The sequence below is a fragment of the Aureimonas pseudogalii genome (assembly GCF_014196835.1).
Classification (GTDB): Bacteria; Pseudomonadota; Alphaproteobacteria; order Rhizobiales; family Rhizobiaceae; genus Aureimonas; species Aureimonas pseudogalii.
Map to the genome: position 1 here is coordinate 1 of NZ_JACIEK010000019.1, position 17834 is coordinate 17834.

The 17834-nt window shown below is 64.2% G+C and carries 15 protein-coding genes and 1 pseudogene; 10 read left to right on the top strand and 6 right to left on the bottom strand.

Translation table 11 applies throughout. From position 1 onward, the window contains the following. Window positions 1–98 precede the first annotated feature (98 nt). Window positions 99–245 (top strand): annotated as a pseudogene (locus tag GGR04_RS20835) (IS481 family transposase); the annotation flags it as partial. An 8-nt stretch (window positions 246–253) separates the two neighbouring features. Here GGR04_RS20835 and ssb read toward each other — a convergent pair. Beyond that, entirely contained in the window at window positions 254–796 is a 543-nt protein-coding gene (gene ssb / locus GGR04_RS20840) for a single-stranded DNA-binding protein (protein WP_183202131.1), read from the bottom strand. A gap of 240 nt (window positions 797–1036) precedes the next feature. Here ssb and uvrA point away from each other — a divergent pair, with 240 nt between their 5' ends. Both uvrA and GGR04_RS20850 read left to right on the top strand, forming a co-directional pair. Beyond that, entirely contained in the window at window positions 1037–3913 is a 2877-nt protein-coding gene (gene uvrA, locus GGR04_RS20845) for an excinuclease ABC subunit UvrA (protein WP_183202133.1), read from the top strand. Continuing rightward, on the top strand, window positions 3910–4725 hold the full coding sequence (locus tag GGR04_RS20850; protein WP_183202135.1) for a DUF72 domain-containing protein: 816 nt from the start codon (window positions 3910–3912) through the stop codon (window positions 4723–4725). The genes uvrA and GGR04_RS20850 overlap by 4 nt, the downstream gene beginning before the upstream one ends. Here GGR04_RS20850 and GGR04_RS20855 read toward each other — a convergent pair. Then, window positions 4722–6197, bottom strand: a complete 1476-nt coding sequence (locus GGR04_RS20855) for an NAD(P)H-hydrate dehydratase (protein WP_183202137.1) — start codon at window positions 6195–6197, stop codon at window positions 4722–4724. The genes GGR04_RS20850 and GGR04_RS20855 overlap by 4 nt on opposite strands. A gap of 235 nt (window positions 6198–6432) precedes the next feature. Between GGR04_RS20855 and GGR04_RS20860 the strand changes: the two genes are divergently transcribed. The 3 genes from GGR04_RS20860 (at window position 6433) to GGR04_RS20870 (ending at window position 9306) form a co-directional block, all read left to right on the top strand. Next, on the top strand, window positions 6433–6771 hold the full coding sequence (locus tag GGR04_RS20860) for a P-II family nitrogen regulator (RefSeq protein ID WP_183202231.1): 339 nt from the start codon (window positions 6433–6435) through the stop codon (window positions 6769–6771). Window positions 6772–6829: 58 nt separating this feature from the next. Beyond that, window positions 6830–8239 (top strand): type I glutamate--ammonia ligase, encoded by a 1410-nt coding sequence (gene glnA, locus GGR04_RS20865; RefSeq protein WP_183202139.1) that lies wholly within the window; start codon window positions 6830–6832, stop codon window positions 8237–8239. A 125-nt stretch (window positions 8240–8364) separates the two neighbouring features. Then, window positions 8365–9306 (top strand): glutaminase, encoded by a 942-nt coding sequence (locus tag GGR04_RS20870; protein ID WP_183202141.1) that lies wholly within the window; start codon window positions 8365–8367, stop codon window positions 9304–9306. A 26-nt stretch (window positions 9307–9332) separates the two neighbouring features. Here the strand turns inward: GGR04_RS20870 and GGR04_RS20875 are convergent, their stop codons facing one another. Next, on the bottom strand, window positions 9333–9515 hold the full coding sequence (locus GGR04_RS20875) for a DUF2735 domain-containing protein (RefSeq protein ID WP_183202143.1): 183 nt from the start codon (window positions 9513–9515) through the stop codon (window positions 9333–9335). A 480-nt stretch (window positions 9516–9995) separates the two neighbouring features. On the opposite strand from GGR04_RS20875, the gene GGR04_RS20880 reads away from it, so the two are divergent. Then, window positions 9996–11042 (top strand): glutamine synthetase beta-grasp domain-containing protein, encoded by a 1047-nt coding sequence (locus GGR04_RS20880; protein ID WP_183202144.1) that lies wholly within the window; start codon window positions 9996–9998, stop codon window positions 11040–11042. A 65-nt stretch (window positions 11043–11107) separates the two neighbouring features. Here GGR04_RS20880 and GGR04_RS20885 read toward each other — a convergent pair whose 3' ends face one another. Beyond that, the gene (locus GGR04_RS20885) at window positions 11108–12073 is read right to left on the bottom strand and encodes an alpha/beta hydrolase (RefSeq protein ID WP_183202145.1); all 966 of its coding nucleotides are present in this window, start codon (window positions 12071–12073) and stop codon (window positions 11108–11110) included. 141 nt (window positions 12074–12214) lie between these two features. Between GGR04_RS20885 and parE the strand changes: the two genes are divergently transcribed. The 3 genes from parE to GGR04_RS20900 all read left to right on the top strand — a co-directional run bounded on the left by parE (window position 12215) and on the right by GGR04_RS20900 (window position 16628). After that, the gene (gene parE / locus GGR04_RS20890; protein ID WP_183202146.1) at window positions 12215–14248 is read left to right on the top strand and encodes a DNA topoisomerase IV subunit B; all 2034 of its coding nucleotides are present in this window, start codon (window positions 12215–12217) and stop codon (window positions 14246–14248) included. Between the two features lie 35 nt (window positions 14249–14283). Next, complete coding sequence (locus tag GGR04_RS20895; RefSeq protein ID WP_183202147.1) at window positions 14284–14874, top strand: hypothetical protein; 591 nt, start codon at window positions 14284–14286, stop codon at window positions 14872–14874. A 215-nt stretch (window positions 14875–15089) separates the two neighbouring features. Beyond that, the gene (locus GGR04_RS20900) at window positions 15090–16628 is read left to right on the top strand and encodes a DEAD/DEAH box helicase (protein WP_183202148.1); all 1539 of its coding nucleotides are present in this window, start codon (window positions 15090–15092) and stop codon (window positions 16626–16628) included. Window positions 16629–17001: 373 nt separating this feature from the next. Here GGR04_RS20900 and sufA read toward each other — a convergent pair whose 3' ends face one another. Next, complete coding sequence (gene sufA / locus GGR04_RS20905; protein WP_183202149.1) at window positions 17002–17379, bottom strand: Fe-S cluster assembly scaffold SufA; 378 nt, start codon at window positions 17377–17379, stop codon at window positions 17002–17004. Between the two features lie 91 nt (window positions 17380–17470). Beyond that, complete coding sequence (locus GGR04_RS20910) at window positions 17471–17821, bottom strand: SUF system Fe-S cluster assembly protein (protein WP_183202233.1); 351 nt, start codon at window positions 17819–17821, stop codon at window positions 17471–17473. Between the last annotated feature and the right edge of the window lie 13 nt (window positions 17822–17834).

Below are 17834 nucleotides of genomic sequence, written 5' to 3' on the forward strand. Positions count from 1 at the left end.
CGACATTCGGCGCTAACCTTCATCAGCCCGCTTCAGTTCGAGAGACAAGCCGCGTAATATCGAAACCGCTCTCCACTTTCCCGGGGTAAGTCCACGTCGACTTCATCGATGCCTACAACTTCGCTCGCCGGCTCAAGACGCTGAAGGGCCTCACCCCGTACGAGTTCATATGCAAAAAGTGGACATCAGAACCGGAAAGATTCAAGCTCGATCCAATCCATCAAATGCCGGGACTGAACACCTAGGCTACGGCTCAGAATGGGATTTCGTCGTCCATGTCGCTCGACGGACGTCCGCCGCCCGATCCGCCGTTCCCACCGCCGCCGCCGTAACCGCCCCGCGAACCGCCACCGCCACCAGCGCGTCCGCCGCCACCGCCGCCGCGATCGAAGCCACCGCCGCCGCCGCCACCACCCTCATAAGACCCGCCGCCGCCCTCGCCGCCTCGGCCGCCGAGCATCTGCAACTCGCCCCGGAAGCGCTGGAGCACGACCTCCGTCGCGTATTTCTTCTGACCGGACTGGTCGTCCCATGAGCGCGTCTGCAGCTGGCCCTCGATATAGACCGTCGAGCCCTTCTTCAGGTACTGCTCAGCGACCTTCACAAGGTTCTCGTTGAAGATGACGACGTTGTGCCACTCGGTCTTCTCCTTGCGCTCGCCGGACGCCTTGTCCCGCCAGCTCTCGGAGGTCGCGATGCGCAGGTTGACGACGGCATCGCCGGAGTTGAGGCGGCGGATCTCCGGGTCGGCACCGAGATTGCCGACGAGGATCACCTTGTTCACGCTGCCAGCCATGGTCGTCTCCTTGCGTATCTCTCGTTGGCGCGAACCCTATGCGCCGATCAGCGTCGCGAAAAGCGGCAACGCGCGGGTTTCCCCAAGTGATGCGGAACCGATTGCCTGCCGCCATCGATCGGCGATATAGAACAAAGGCGGAACGACGTCGAGTCGCTTGCGATGCGGTCGGACGCTCCTTTGATTATTGCGTTCATCTCCCGATATGGAGACGAACGATCAGACAGAGCCGGCGGCACCATGAAGAACGTGATTTCCATCCGCGGCGCGCGCGAGCACAACCTCAAGAACGTCGATCTCGACTTGCCGCGGGACAAGCTGATCGTGATGACCGGCCTGTCCGGCTCCGGCAAATCGTCGCTGGCCTTCGACACGATCTACGCCGAAGGCCAGCGACGCTACGTCGAAAGCCTTTCGGCCTACGCGCGCCAGTTCCTGGAGATGATGCAGAAGCCGGACGTCGACCAGATCGACGGTCTGTCTCCGGCGATCTCGATCGAGCAGAAGACGACCTCGAAGAACCCGCGCTCGACGGTGGGCACGGTCACCGAGATCTACGACTATCTCCGTCTTCTCTTCGCGCGCGTCGGCGTACCCTATTCGCCCGCCACCGGTCTTCCGATCGAGAGCCAGACCGTCTCGCAGATGGTCGACCGCGTTCTGGCGCTGGAGGAAGGAACCCGTCTCTACCTGCTTGCCCCGATGATCCGCGGGCGCAAGGGCGAGTACCGCAAGGAACTGGCCGAGCTTCAGAAAAAAGGCTTCCAGCGCGTTCGCATCGACGGCACGTTCCACGACATCGCGGACGCGCCGGCGCTCGACAAGAAGTTCAAGCACGACATCGACGTGGTGGTGGACCGCATCGTGGTGCGCGGCGACATGAAGGCGCGGCTCGCCGACTCTTTGGAGACGGCGCTTGGCCTCGCGGACGGTCTCGCCGTCGCAGAATATGCCGATGGCGTGGACGAGAACGGCAAGCCGAAACAGCTCATCTTCTCCGAGAAGTTTGCCTGCCCCGTCTCCGGCTTCACGATCCCCGAGATCGAGCCGCGTCTTTTCTCCTTCAACAACCCATTCGGCGCCTGCCCCCGTTGCGACGGGCTCGGCGCGCAGCAGCAGATCGATCCCAAGCTCATCGTGCCCGACGAGACGCGCACGCTGAAAGGCGGTGCGATTGCGCCCTGGGCGAAGTCGACCTCGCCCTATTACGGGCAGACGCTGGATGCACTCGGCCGCAAATACGGCTTCAAACAGACGGACCGCTGGTCGGTGCTTTCGGACGCCGCGAAGGACGCGATCCTCAACGGCACCGGCAAGACCGCCATCGAGTTCAAGTACAATGATGGCCTGCGGTCGTACTCGACCACGAAGACCTTCGAGGGCATCGTTCCCAATCTCGATCGTCGCTGGAAGGAGACGGACTCGGCCTGGTCGCGCGAGGAGATCGAGCGCTACATGTCGGCGACGCCCTGCCCGGCCTGCGCCGGATATCGGCTGAAGCCGGAGGCACTGGCCGTGAAGATCGACGGCTGCCACATCGGACAGGTCACCGAACTCTCGATCCGCAACGCGCGCGACTGGTTCGAGGACCTGCCCGAGCGCCTGACGCAGAAGCAGAACGAGATCGCCGTCCGCATTCTCAAGGAGATCCGCGAGCGGTTGCGTTTCCTCAACGATGTCGGCCTCGAATACCTGACGCTGTCTCGCGCCTCCGGCACCCTGTCGGGCGGCGAGTCGCAGCGCATTCGTCTGGCGTCGCAGATCGGCTCCGGCCTCACCGGCGTGCTCTACGTTCTCGACGAGCCTTCGATCGGCCTGCATCAGCGCGACAACGAACGCCTGCTCGTGACGTTGAAACACCTGCGGGACATCGGCAACACGGTGATTGTGGTAGAGCACGACGAGGACGCGATCATGGCGGCCGACCATGTCGTTGACATCGGCCCGGCCGCCGGCGTCCATGGCGGCCAGGTGATCGCCTCCGGCACGCCGCAGGAAATCCTGGCGAACCCCGCTTCGCTGACCGGGCGCTACCTCTCCGGCGACCTCGGCGTGGCCCTGCCGGCCAAGCGCCGCAAGCCCGAGAAGGGCAAGGCGATCAAAGTCGTCGGCGCGCGCGGCAACAATTTGAAGAACGTCACGGCCGAAGTGCCGATGGGCATCTTCACCTGCGTCACCGGGGTGTCCGGCGGCGGCAAGTCGACCTTCCTCATCGAGACCCTGTTCAAAGCGGCATCCCGGCGCATTTCCGGCGCTCGCGAGCTGCCAGCCGACCATGACCGTGTGGAGGGGCTGGAACTGCTCGATAAGGTCATCGACATCGACCAGTCGCCGATCGGGCGAACGCCGCGTTCCAATCCTGCGACCTACACTGGCGCCTTCACGCCGATCCGCGACTGGTTCGCCGGCCTGCCGGAATCGAAGGCGCGCGGCTACCAGCCGGGGCGCTTCTCCTTCAACGTGAAGGGCGGACGCTGCGAAGCCTGCCAGGGCGACGGCGTCATCAAGATCGAGATGCACTTCCTGCCGGACGTCTACGTCACCTGCGACGTCTGCCACGGCAAGCGCTACAATCGCGAGACGCTCGAGGTCACCTTCAAGGAGAAGTCGATCGCCGACGTGCTCGACATGACCGTCGAGGAAGGCGTCGAGTTCTTTGCCGCGGTGCCGGCCGTGCGCGACAAGCTGGTGACGCTGAACGAGGTCGGGCTCGGCTACGTCAAGGTCGGGCAGCAGGCCAACACGCTGTCGGGAGGCGAGGCGCAGCGCGTCAAGCTCGCCAAGGAGCTTTCACGGCGCGCGACCGGCCGCACCCTCTACATTCTCGACGAGCCGACCACCGGCCTGCATTTCCACGACGTCGCCAAGCTTCTCGAGGTGCTGCACGAGCTGGTGGACCAGGGCAACACGGTGGTGGTGATCGAGCACAATCTCGAAGTCATCAAGACCGCCGACTGGGTGATCGACATCGGGCCGGAAGGTGGCGACGGTGGTGGCGAGATCGTGGCCGTCGGCACACCGGAGCAGGTCGCGAAGTCGGAGCGTTCGTGGACCGGGCGGTTCCTGAAGGATCTTCTGCAGCGGCGGCCGCAGCCCAAGGCGCAGGCCGCGGAATGACGTCACGCGGCACGATCCGAACCGGCATCGGCGGGTGGAACTACGACGACTGGCGCGGCAGCTTCTACCCCGACAAGCTGCCGAAGACCCGTGAGCTCGAATACGCGGCGTCGAAGCTCACCGCCATCGAGGTGAACGGCACCTTCTACCGCTCGCAGTCTCCTGCGACCTACGCCAAATGGGCGTCGGAGGTCCCGGACGGGTTCGTCTTCTCGCTCAAGGCACCGCGCTATTGCGTCAACCGCAAGGTGCTGGCCGAAGGTGCCGAGTCGATGGAGAAGTTCGCGCGTTCGGGCATCGTGGAACTCGGCGGCCATCTGGGGCCGGTCCTCTGGCAGCTGGCGGCGACGAAGCGGTTCGAGCCCGACGACTTCCGTTCGTTTCTTGCCCAGATGCCGAAAACCGTGGATGGCGTGGGGCTTCGACATGTCGTGGAGCTTAGACATGAAAGCTTCGCGACCCGCGAGGCGGTGGCGCTCTGCCGCGAGGCGGGCGTCTCCATCGTCTACGCTCATAGCGCCAACTATCCCGAGATGGCCGACGTCACCGCCGATTTTATCTATGCCCGCCTGCAAAGCGGCCATGCCGAGATCGAGACCGGCTACCCGCCGGAAGACCTCGACGAATGGGCAAGGCGAGCGGTCGAGTGGTCCGAGGGCCACTATCCGGACGATCTGCCCCGGATCGATCCGGATGCCGGTGTGGACGGGAAGGCGCGCGACGTCTTTGCGTTCTTCATCCGCGAGGGAAAGGTGCGGGCGCCACACGCGGCGATGGCCATGATGGAGCGGATCCGCCATCGGCTCGGCTAAGCAAACAGCTCCGCCAGCACCCGAGGGATGAGGCCGGGCAGATCCTCGGCGATGAGACCCGGCCCGAAATACTCGGCGGCGCGGCCATGGATCCACACGCCCGCGCAGGCGGCCTCGAAGGCGGGAACGCCTTGCGCCAGTTGCGCCGCCACGATGCCCGAGAGGACGTCTCCCGAACCCGCCGTCGCCAGCCACGGTGTTCCCACGGCGTTGATCGCCGCTCGCCCGTCCGGCGAGGCAATCACGGTGTCGGCTCCTTTCATCACCAAGACGGCGCCGCTGCGGACCGCCGCTCGCCGGGCACGCTCAAACTTGGGAAGATCGACGAGCGTCGCGAGATCCGGGAAAAGGCGTGCGAACTCGCCCTCGTGCGGCGTGAGCACAAGCTTCGGATCGCCGTCCGCTGGGTCGAGCTCGAACAGAAGGTTCGGTTTATCAGCGAAAGACGTGATGCCGTCGGCATCGAGCACGAGCCGGCGTCCCGCCCGCAGGATGAGGCTGACGAAGGAGCAAGCGCGCGGCCCGATCCCGAACCCCGGCCCGAGTACGAAAGCGTTGCGGCGCGAATCTTGGAGAAGCGCATCGACCTCGCCGTCGCCGCCGCAGCTCTTCAGCATCACGGCAGTGAGATGCGCAGCGTTCACGAGCACCGCGGAAGGGGGCGACGCGACCGTGACGAGCCCTGCCCCGGCTCGCAGCGCCGCAGTGGCCGACAGTCGGGCTGCGCCGGTCTGCGTCGCTCCGCCCGAGAAGACGGTGGCATGCCCTCGGTCGAACTTGTGGCCGCTCGATCCGGGGCGCGATAGCTGGCTCAGCCAAAGCGGCGGCTCGTTGGCGAAGAGCGACGGACGACCCGCCACCGCCTCGTCGAGTGCCGCGTCGGGCAGGCCGATCGACGCCACGTGAACCGTGCCGCAGAGGGCGCGTCCTGGCATCAGCAGGTGGCCGGGCTTGCGGCGCTCGAAGGTGATGCAGACATCGGCCTTCACCGCCACACCAAGGACCGCGCCGCTGTCGGCCGACACGCCGCTGGGAATGTCGATCGACAGAACCGGAACCCGTGAGTCGTTCAGACGGTTGACGGCGTCCGCGACCTCGCCATCGAGCGTCCGCGACAGGCCGGCTCCGAACAGGCCGTCGACCACGAAATCGTAAGGGGCGGGATCGAAGAAAGCGATCGGACGAGCCGCTGCGTCGGCCGCGACGGCATAGACCTCGGCGCTCCAGCCTCCTTCGATCAGATCTGCGGCCGCGACGCGGGCATCCGCGCCGTTGTTGCCGGGACCGGCGAGGACGGCGATCCGCTGCATCGGCGGGGCATGCTGCCGGACGGCAGCTGCGACCGCGCGTCCGGCGGCCGCCACGAGTTCTCCGAACGACCGACCGTCCCGAACGGCGGCGCGGTCGGCCACCGCCATCTCCTGCGAATCGAACAGGCGTAAATGCCGAGACGTCAGGCGTTCTCTGCTCATATTTCGATCAGTCCGCTGCGAGTTTGATCATGCAATGCCCGTCTTCGCGCCGGGACGGGATGGATTGCCTGTGGCAAAGTTCCCGTCGTTTCGATAGACACGAGCCAGAATGCATGTGGACCGCAACCTCGCCGGGAACAGGTCCGATGCGCAAGTCTGTCCGGCCCGATCGGCTGAGCCTGATACGGTGCGGGATGCCGGATCCGCAGGGATCGTCCGTGGGAGGCTGAAAGCGTTGAAGAAGGTCGAGGCAATCATCAAGCCGTTCAAGCTCGATGAGGTCAAGGAAGCCCTCCAGGACGTCGGGCTCCAGGGCATCACCGTCATCGAAGCGAAGGGCTTCGGGCGTCAGAAGGGCCATACGGAGCTCTATCGCGGCGCCGAATACGTCGTCGACTTCCTTCCCAAGGTGAAGATCGAGATCGTGCTGGCCGACGAGGCCGTGGCCGCCGCCGTGGAGGCGATCCGCAAGGCCGCCCAGACAGGCCGTATCGGCGACGGCAAGATCTTCGTGTCCAACATCGAGGAAGCCGTCCGCATCCGCACCGGCGAGGCCGGCGTCGACGCCATCTGAGCGTCGCGCGCTGCGTCTTCTCGTCCGCCAACCAGTCGTCCAATCAGGAAACACCCTCATGACTTCGGCCAACGACATTCTGAAGCAGATCAAGGACAACGACGTCAAATTCGTCGACCTGCGCTTCACCGACCCCAAGGGCAAGCTGCAGCACGTGACCATGGACATCACCATGGTGGACGAGGATCTGTTCTCCGAAGGCACGATGTTCGACGGCTCGTCGATCGGCGGCTGGAAGGCGATCAACGAGTCCGACATGATCCTCATGCCGGATCCCGAGACCGCGCATATGGACCCGTTCTTCGCGCAGTCGACGATGGTCATCATCTGCGACATTCTCGATCCCGTTTCGGGCGAGAGCTACAACCGCGACCCGCGCGGCACCGCCAAGAAGGCCGAAGCCTACCTCAACCAGTCCGGCATCGGCGACACCGCCTATTTCGGCCCCGAGGCCGAGTTCTTCATCTTCGACGACGTGCGCTACAAGGCCGACCCCTACAACACGGGCTTCAAGCTCGACTCGACCGAGTTGCCCTCGAACGACGACGCCGAGTACGAGACCGGCAATCTCGGCCATCGTCCGCGCGTGAAGGGCGGCTACTTCCCGGTGCCGCCGATCGACAGCTGCCAGGACATGCGCTCGGAAATGCTGACCGTGATGGCCGAAATGGGCGTCGCCGTCGAGAAGCACCACCACGAAGTGGCCGCCGCGCAGCATGAGCTCGGCGTCAAGTTCGACACGCTCGTGAAGAACGCCGACAACATGCAGATCTACAAGTATGTGACGCATCAGGTCGCCAACGCCTACGGCAAGACGGCGACCTTTATGCCGAAGCCGATCTTCGGCGACAACGGCTCGGGCATGCACGTCCACCAGTCGATCTGGAAGGGCGGCAAGCCGACCTTCGCAGGCAACGAGTATGCCGGTCTCTCCGAGAACGCGCTGTACTACATCGGCGGCATCATCAAGCACGCGAAGGCCCTGAACGCCTTCACCAACCCGTCGACGAACTCGTTCAAGCGTCTGGTTCCCGGCTATGAGGCGCCCGTGCTGCTCGCCTATTCGGCACGCAACCGCTCGGCCTCCTGCCGCATCCCGATCGGCCAGTCGCCGAAGGCCAAACGCATCGAGGTCCGCTTCCCCGACGCGATGGCGAACCCCTACCTCGCGTTTGCCGCCATGCTGATGGCCGGCCTCGACGGCATCAAGAACAAGATCCATCCGGGCTCCGCCATGGACAAGGATCTCTACGACCTGCCACCGGAAGAGCTGAAGCAGATCCCGACCGTCTGCCGGTCGCTGCGCGAGGCACTCGAGAGCCTCGATGCCGACCGCGAGTTCCTGAAGGCGGGTGGCGTCTTCGACGACGATCAGATCGACGCCTTCATCGAACTCAAGATGGTCGAGGTGCTGCGCTTCGAGATGACGCCGCATCCGGTCGAGTTCGATATGTACTACTCGGCTTGACCTGAGCCCCATACGAGCATCGAAGGGCCCCTCGCGGGCCCTTCTGTCTATGTGAAACCGTTCAGGAGCTGCGCCGCAGCCCGAAGACCGCTCGGTTTCGGCCGGCCATGGAAAGGGCTTCCCGCATGAGCATCGCCCTTCCGTGCCTGCAGGAGACCGTCAGCGAGATCACCGAAGAGCTCCGCGGCCGGACGGACAGGGGCGAGGTTGCGACCTACATTCCCGAACTCGCGCGGGTCGATTCCGCTTCGTTTGGCATCGCCGTGGTCGATGGCAGCGGTCAAGTCGCAGTGGGCGGCGACGCGGACGTCCCCTTCTCGATCCAGAGTATTTCCAAGGTCTTCACGCTGACGCTGGCGCTCGGTATGGCTGGTGATCGCCTCTGGCAGCGCGTCGGACGCGAGCCCTCCGGCAGTCGCTTCAACTCGATCATCCAGTTGGAAAACGAGCGCGGCATTCCGCGCAATCCCTTTATCAATGCCGGCGCCATCGCCGTCACCGATCTCATTCTCTCGGGACACCAGCCCCGCGAGGCGCTTGGCGAGATCCTACGTTTCATGCAGTTCCTCGCCGACGACCCGACGATCAAGATCGATGCGGCCGTGGCGGCGTCCGAGCTGCGGACCGGCCACCGCAACAGCGCCCTCGCCCATTACATGAAATCCTTCGGCGTACTCGACAACCCCGTCGATCATACGCTCGGCGTCTACTTCCACCACTGCGCCATCGCAATGTCATGCCGCCAGCTCGCGATGGCCAGCCGGTTTCTCGCCCATCTCGGACGCAATCCAGCGACGGGTTTCTCTGTGGTGCAGCCGGAGCGAGCCCGACGTATCAACGCCGTCATGCTCACCTGTGGCCACTACGACGGATCCGGCGATTTCGCCTATCGAGTCGGTCTCCCCGGCAAGAGCGGAGTGGGCGGCGGCATTCTTGCCATCGCACCAGGCAAGGCGTCGATCACCGTGTGGTCGCCTGGGCTCGACGAGTCCGGCAACTCGCGTCTGGGCCGCATCGCACTCGAAATGCTGGCGAAACGGCTTGACTTATCGATCTTCGGTGTCTGAAGGCCGACTTCGATCTCCGACGCCGATCAGGACTTTTTCGCAGTGTCCTCGTCGATCGCTGCCTGATGGTACCAGCTGTCGAAGGCCTCGCTGCAAACCTGCGTCGGAACGGGTGATCGCTCGATGGAGCGATCTCGGCCGGAAACCGACAGTTGCCGGTTGGGGAATGGAATGATCACCGCGCTTTGCGGATAAGCGTTCGTCAGCATGGGAGCGATCTTTCGAACTCATGAACCTCTATCGACCTCACATAAGATCGTGCCGCCAAAATACAGCTGGCGCCATCCTTATTTCGATGGTGCGGGGCACAACTTAACCATCCGCATCGCTCTTAGGGAAATAATTGGCGAAATTGCGTCAGTGTCGCTGCCCTATTTCCCGGATACTTGCTACATAACTATAGAAAATGCGTAGAAAGGATACGGTTGCTTCTAATGCCTAAAATATTGGCATAAACGCATATTTTTTGGGCACCTAGCGGGCGTGAGAGTGAGCAGAAGCGTTCTTCGCTGAACTTAGAAGGAACCTTCCGCCCTTGAGCATCAGGCGCTTCCCACCCTGCAGGCCCCGGTTGCTGCGTTCGGCCGCATTTGGCATGCGGAATGCATATCATCGCGTAGCTGACCTTGATCGGCCCGGTGCGTGCACCGGACGATCGACCACACTATCGGCTCGACAGAGGGTGACATATGACGAAGTTCAAACTCGAGTACATCTGGCTCGACGGCTACACGCCGGTTCCCAATCTCCGCGGCAAGACGCAGATCAAGGAATTCGCCGAGTTTCCGACGCTCGACCAGCTGCCGCTCTGGGGCTTCGACGGCAGTTCGACGATGCAGGCCGAAGGCCGCAGCTCCGACTGCGTGCTGAAGCCTGTCGCCCTCTATCCGGATCCCGTGCGCACCAACGGTGTGCTGGTAATGTGCGAAGTGATGATGCCAGACGGCGTGACGCCGCATGCCTCGAACAAGCGCGCCACGATCCTCGACGACGAAGGCGCCTGGTTCGGCTTCGAGCAGGAGTATTTCTTCTATAAGGATGGCCGTCCGCTCGGCTTCCCGGAGTCCGGCTATCCCGCGCCACAGGGCCCCTACTACACGGGCGTCGGCTATTCCAACGTCGGCGCCGTTGCGCGCGAGATCGTCGAGGAGCATCTCGACATCTGCCTTGCTGCCGGCATCAACCACGAGGGCATCAACGCCGAGGTGGCGAAGGGCCAGTGGGAGTTCCAGGTCTTCGGCAAGGGCTCGAAGCGGGCGGCCGACGAGGTCTGGATGGCGCGCTACCTGCTGCAGCGTCTGACCGAAAGCTACGGCATCGACATCGAATACCATTGCAAGCCGCTCGGCGACACCGACTGGAACGGCTCGGGCATGCACTGCAACTTCTCGACCGCCTACATGCGCGAGACCGGCGGCAAAGAGTATTTCGAGGCGCTGATGGCGGCGTTCGACAAGAACCTCGACGAGCACATCGCGGTCTACGGTCCCGACAATCATTTGCGCCTGACCGGCAAGCATGAGACCGCGCCCTGGAACAAGTTCAGCCATGGCGTGGCGGATCGAGGCGCGTCGATCCGCGTGCCGCACAGCTTCGTCGCCAACGGCTACCGCGGCTATCTGGAAGACCGCCGCCCGAACTCGCAGGGCGACCCCTACCAGATCGCCTCGCAGGTACTGAAGACCGTTTCGGAAGTTCCGACGGGTGCTCAGGCGGCAGTGTCTGCCGCAGCGTAAGCTCGCTCCGCTGGCGCAATTAACGTCAAATGCCTACGGGCTTCGGAGCAATCCGGAGCCCATTTCTATTGTGCAAGCACCCAGTCGAGAGTCTCGCGCCAGTCGATCATGCGGATCGGCGTGCCATGATTGCCGCCGTCGAATCCGACGAAGCGGATCGGGTAGCCCGGCCGCCGCACCCTCACCGCCTCGACGAAGCCTTCCTGCCGGACATAGTCATAAACCTTGTCGCGCGTGCCGTGCGCCACGAGGATCGGCAACATTCGCCCGCGTGGAACGGCGCGGTCGAGCCGCGAGACATCGCTGCTGCCACCGAGAACGATCAGCCCTTCCACGACGTCTGCGACCTTGGGGTCCGCCAGCGCCGTCCAGCATAGCTCGCCGCCCATCGACCCGCAGGCGAGGAGGACGGGCGCCCCCGCGTGTCGCGCCGCCAGCTCCTGGATGAGTGTTCCCGCACGTTGCGCGTCCTCGGCGCCGAGCGTTCCGCCGTCGAATGTCGCGTAGAGGCCCGCGTTGCGAGACGCGAGGTTCTTCAGGCGGTTGAAGTTGCCGCCGAACGTCCAGTCGTTCATGCCGAGACGGCGGTCGCCGTTTCGGCCGTGCACGAAGACGACGACGAAGCGCGGCGCAGAAATTTCTCCGACGCTCGTCCAACGGAGCGGTCCGGCCCGGGTCCCGAATACGTGTTCCTGAAGGGTGCGGTTGGGTTCCAGATCGACATACCGGCGCTGAACGCGGCGTTCGGGGATCTCGTCCCGTCGATCGATGTCCCGAGCTTCATCGTAGGGAACGTCGAGAAAGACCCCGGCTGCGCGGCTGGCGACCGGCTGGGGGTAGGCGAACAGATCGTCCTTAAAGGGCGCGAGCGGGGCAGCCGAGACCGACGACGTCCAAGCGAGGCCCAAGGCCAGAACCGACCGGGCCAGGATGCAGTTCACCAATTCCCGCATCGAATCCTCCCTTACTTCCCCTCGCCGTCCGGCAGGCGATGGCGACCGGAACCTCGCGACGTTGCGGACCTGCCGCAACTCGTCTCTAACCCGACAGGCCGACCTCACCAAGCCACGCTTTTCCGGTGAGAACGCTTGCAGAACATTTTTCGAGCGGATACCCGTTGGGTATGCAGAGATGTCGCCCTTCGAGCCCGTTTGGCGCAGGATTTCGCGTTCATGAGTGACGACCTTTTCAACGGCTCGGCGGCTCGTGCCCGACCGGCCGCCACCCGCAGCGCCCCTCGCGCGGCGCCATCGCCGGCGCGCGAGATCGCGCCCGCCGCCGACTACACGGCGGCCGACATCGAGGTGCTGGAGGGGCTGGAGCCGGTTCGTCGCCGGCCCGGCATGTATATCGGCGGCACCGACGAAAAGGCGCTGCACCATCTCTTCGCCGAGGTGATCGACAACTCGATGGATGAGGCGGTGGCCGGCCATGCCAGCGTCATCGAGGTCGCGCTCGAGACGGGCGGCTTCCTGTCGGTCTCCGACAACGGCCGCGGCATTCCCGTCGATCCGCATCCCAAATACCGCGACAAGTCCGCCCTCGAAGTCATCATGACGACGCTGCACGCCGGCGGGAAGTTCGATTCGAAGGTCTACGAGACCTCGGGCGGCCTGCATGGTGTCGGCGTCTCCGTCGTCAACGCGCTGTCGGACGAGTTGGAGGTCGAGGTCGCACGCAACCGCCGGCTCTATCGCCAGACCTACTCGCGCGGCGTCGCCACATCGACCCTCGTCGAAGTCGGCGACGTACAGAACCGGCGGGGCACGCGGGTCCGGTTCCGGCCGGATCCGAAGATCTTCGGCGCCGATGCCGCCTTCGAGCCGGCGCGGCTCTTCGCCATGGCGCGCTCCAAGGCCTATCTCTTCGGCGGCGTAGAGATCCGCTGGTCGTGCGATCCCTCGACGTTGAAGCCCGGCGACAAGACGCCGGCTCGGTCCAGCTTCCATTTTCCGGGCGGTCTGAAGGACTATCTCGCGGCCTCGCTCGGCGACGAACAGCGCGTGACGCAGCAGATCTTCTCCGGTCGAACCGAGAAGACGTCCGGCCATGGCGCCGTGGAATGGGCGGTGTGCTGGACCGGTGGGGATGGATCGGTCCGCTCCTACTGCAACACGATCCCGACGCCGGAGGGCGGCTCCCACGAAGCCGGACTGCGCGCCGTTCTACTGCGCGGGCTGAAGGCCTTCGCCGAGATCTCGGGCAACAAGAAGGCCGCGTCGATCACCGCTGAGGACGTGATGATCACGGCGTCGGCGATGCTGTCGGTCTTCATCCGCGAGCCCGAGTTCGTCGGCCAGACGAAGGATCGGCTGGCCACCGCCGAGGCGCAACGGATCGTCGAGACGTCCCTACGCGACTCCTTCGACATCTGGCTTGCGTCGTCGCCGCAGGATGCCGCGCGGTTGATCGAATGGGTGGTGGACCGGGCGGACGAACGGCTCCGCCGGCGCCAGGAAAAGGACGTCGGTCGCAAGACCGCGACGCGCAAGCTGCGCCTACCCGGCAAGCTCGCGGACTGTTCGCAGACCGGGGCCGCTGGCGCCGAACTCTTCATCGTCGAAGGAGATTCGGCCGGCGGATCGGCCAAGCAGGCGCGCGACCGCGCCCGTCAGGCGATCCTGCCGTTGCGCGGCAAGATCCTGAACGTCGCCTCGGCCGGTCGCGAGAAGCTGGGGGCGAACCAGCAGCTCTCCGACCTGATCCAGGCGCTCGGCTGCGGCACGCGCGCGAAGTATCGCGAGACGGACCTTCGGTACGAGCGCGTCATCGTGATGACCGACGCCGACGTGGACGGCGCGCACATCGCCTCGCTGCTCATCACCTTCTTCTTCCAGGAAATGCCCGAACTGGTGCGCGGCGGACATCTGTTCCTCGCCGTGCCTCCGCTCTACAAACTGTCGCAGGGCGGCAAGACGATCTACGCCCGAGACGACCGCGACCGGGAGCGCATCGTTGCCCGCGACTTCAAGGGCAAGGGAAAGGTCGAGGTCAGCCGCTTCAAGGGATTGGGCGAGATGCTGCCCTCGCAGCTGAAGGAAACGACCATGGATCCGCGCAAACGCACACTGTTGCGCGTCGCGATGGACGAATCGCCCGAAGCAGGAACGGCCGGAGCCGTGGACGCACTGATGGGAAACAAGCCCGACGCCCGATTCCGTTTCATCCAGGAGCGCGCCGCCTTCGCCGAGGATCTCGACGTTTGAGCACGCTCCCGCCATCACCAGCACAAGGCTCTCGCATGCGGACCACCGCTTTCGTTCTTTCGCTCGCCCTCGGCCTTCCCGTCGCGGCGCCGGCCTTCGCGCAGGAGGCCGCACCGCCGGCCACGACCCTACCCGCACTGGCATCGCCCGAAGCGCCAACCGGGGCTGCACCGTCAGCCACGCCCACGGGGAAGCAGACGGCGCCAGCTACACCGTCAGCTGACACGGCCGAGCGCAATGCCGAGGTGCTGTCGGCGATCGCCAACCTTGCGCCGATGATCGGCGACGTGCAGATCGTCGGCCCCTGGACAGATACAGACCGTCACGGCGTCTGGCGTACGATCATGACGCAGACGACCGGCGAGGCTACTGGCAGCCGGTTCTTCGTCCAGCAACTCGAGGAAAAGGACGGTCGCGCCTCCGTCGCGTCGAGCACCGAAGTCACGGAGATCGCCGCCATCGACGGAGCGATCGTCGGCTATCGCGCCGATCCCCCGGCCGAGGGTCAGGAAAGCAGCCTGACCCTCTTCTTCGACGTGGTCCCGTCCGATGGAGAAGTCGCGCAGACCTACGAGTTGTTCGTCTCGCCGAACGAGCCCTACCGGTTCGGTCCCGCGACGAATTAGTGGGCGCAGGGATGCCGTCGAGCTGTTGGTCGGATCAGGTTTTGGAGAACAAAACTTCGCCGTGCTGGCGGACAGCGTCTTTCATTGAGGACAGCCGTTCCCATATCTTGACGATCGGTTGACATTCTGAATAGCGCGGCCTATCGCCGACTTGCGTGCGTATGGGCTGTTTCCGGCTTCAACCGATCCCCTTCATCGAGAGATCTCGCGTTTTCATGCATTTTTCCGAACTCGGCCTCAGTGCCAAGGTTCTCGCCGCTGTAGAAGCTGCCGGATACACCGAGCCCACGCCGATTCAGGCGCAGGCCATTCCGCATGCGCTCCAGCGCAAGGACGTGCTCGGAATCGCACAGACCGGCACCGGCAAGACGGCGTCGTTCGTGCTACCGATGCTGACGATGCTGGAAACGGGCCGCGCCCGCGCTCGCATGCCCCGCACGCTTATCATCGAGCCGACGCGCGAGCTTGCCGCGCAGGTCGAAGAGTCGTTCGTCAAGTACGGCACGAACCAACGGCTGAACGTGGCTCTGCTCATCGGCGGGGTTTCGTTCGAGGAGCAGAACCGCAAGCTGGAGCGGGGCGTGGATGTTCTCATCGCCACGCCCGGCCGGCTGCTCGACCATTTCGAGCGGGGTCGACTACTGATGACGGGCGTCGAAATCCTCGTCATCGACGAAGCCGACCGAATGCTCGACATGGGGTTCATCCCCGACATTGAGCGGATCTGCAAGATGATCCCGTTCACGCGTCAGACCTTGTTCTTCTCGGCCACCATGCCACCGGAAATCACACGGCTGGCCGATCAGTTCCTGCAGAACCCGGTCCGCGTCGAGGTCGCCAAGGCTTCTTCGACGGCGCTGACGGTGGAACAGAGGCTCGTCGCCACCCGCAAGGAAGACTACGAGAAGCGCGAAACGCTGCGCCGCGTCATCCGAGACCAAGGCGACGAGCTGACGAACTCCATCATCTTCTGCAACAGGAAGCGCGACGTGTCGCTGCTGTTCCGCTCGTTGGAGAAACACGGCTTCTCGGTGGGCGCACTACACGGCGACATGGATCAGCGGGCCCGGACGATGACGCTGCAGGCGTTTCGCGACAACAAGCTGACGCTGCTGGTTGCCTCGGACGTGGCCGCGCGAGGTCTTGACATTCCGATGGTCAGCCACGTCTTCAATTTTGACGTGCCGATCCATGCCGAAGACTACGTTCATCGTATTGGCCGTACCGGTCGCGCTGGGCGATCGGGCAAGTCCTTCACGCTCGTGACGAAGTCCGAGAAGAAATATCTCGACGCGATTGAGTCCTTGATCGGCAAGTCGATCGACTGGCTCGACGGTGACGTTGCGTCGCTTCCTGCGGGAGAAGATCGTCCCGAGGAGGGCGGCGAGCGCCGAGAACCGTCGCGTCGCTCGCCTTCGGCTCGGCGCGGCACGTCGGAACGTGCTCCCTCCGAGCGGCGCTCACGTCGTCGCTCGAGCCAAGCTGTTGAGGATGCGGTCGCCGCGGAAGCGACTGTCGAGCCGGTGGCGATCGAGACTGCGGCTGACGAAACGGTCGAGACTCCGGTCATGGTGCCGGTTGTGGCTGAGCGCCCGCGACGCAGCGAAGCACAGCGGCCGTCGGAGCGTACGCCGCCGCCGATCGTCCGATCCCGCTCGGCGAACGAGCGACGCGGCGGGGGACGTGACGACGCCAGCCCGGTCGGGTTCGGCGATGACGTGCCCGCATTCATGTTGATCAGCACGTCTGCCTGACGTCCTCAGGTCTGAGCAAGGCGATGCGGATTGCCTTACCGGCAGGATAGGTTGCCTAAGACGCGGTTTGAGCGGGCATAGATTTCAGTCGACTGTCTAGCCTCCGCAGAGACTGCGGCAGGCTCGCTCATGCGAACTCACCCGGCGGGACAGTCAGAGTACCATAAGCAGTTGGCATAATCGTTGACGGGGTGTGCCTGCCGCTTCGTTGAAGTAAGCTTTGTCTCGCAACGTCCGGTCAGGACTATCTTGACACATAGGCGTGTGAACCAGCCCCTTCCCCAAATGCCCTTTGCGAAAGAAAGTCGACGGATCGGAATGGGGTCGATGACAGCGAAGAGATCAGATGTGATCTCCTCGTCCATCCGAAATTTCAAGCTATCTGGGAAGCGTAGTTCGAAGCGTCTGCGGGTCGCAGTTCGACCGACTCGCCGCAGCCACAGGCTGACGTCTGGTTCGGGTTGTTGAAGACGAAACCCGAACGTAGTGTGGTCTGCTCGTAATCCATGCGCGTGCCCAGGAGAAAGAGAACGGCTTCCGGCGCGACGAAGACCCGAGCTCCATCCTGCTCGACGACGTCCTCGCCGGGCTTGGCACCGTCAGAGAGACCGATCGTGTACTCCATGCCCGCGCAGCCGCCCTTCTTGACGCCGACACGGATCCCCGTCGAACCATCGCCTTTCGACGCCACAATCTCGCGCACACGGTCTGCCGCGGCTTCGGTGATGGTCATGATCGCAAAACGGCTCATGGTCTCTTTCCTCATCGAGAGGTTCGATCTGTGTTCGACATGGTGACGTTCGGCCAGCCGCGCAAGCGAACCCTCAGCCAGCGACGTTCGGTCAGTACCAGCCGACGGCGACCTGAGCCTCTTCACTCATACGCTCGGGCGTCCAGGGCGGCGTGAAGACCAGTTCGACTTTCACGACCTGAATCCCCTCAACGCTCGCTACCGCGTTCTCGACCCAGCCAGGCATCTCGCCGGCCACCGGGCATCCAGGTGCCGTCAACGTCATCTCGATATCGACGTTCCGGTCGTCATCGATGTCGATCTTATAGATCAGGCCGAGTTCGTAGATGTCGGCAGGAATTTCGGGATCGTAGACCGTCTTCAGCGCCGCGACGATGTCGTCGGTCATCCGACCCAACTCATCGGCCGGAATGGCGGACGCAGCCGCCACGCCGCCTGCCATCGCAACATTGGCC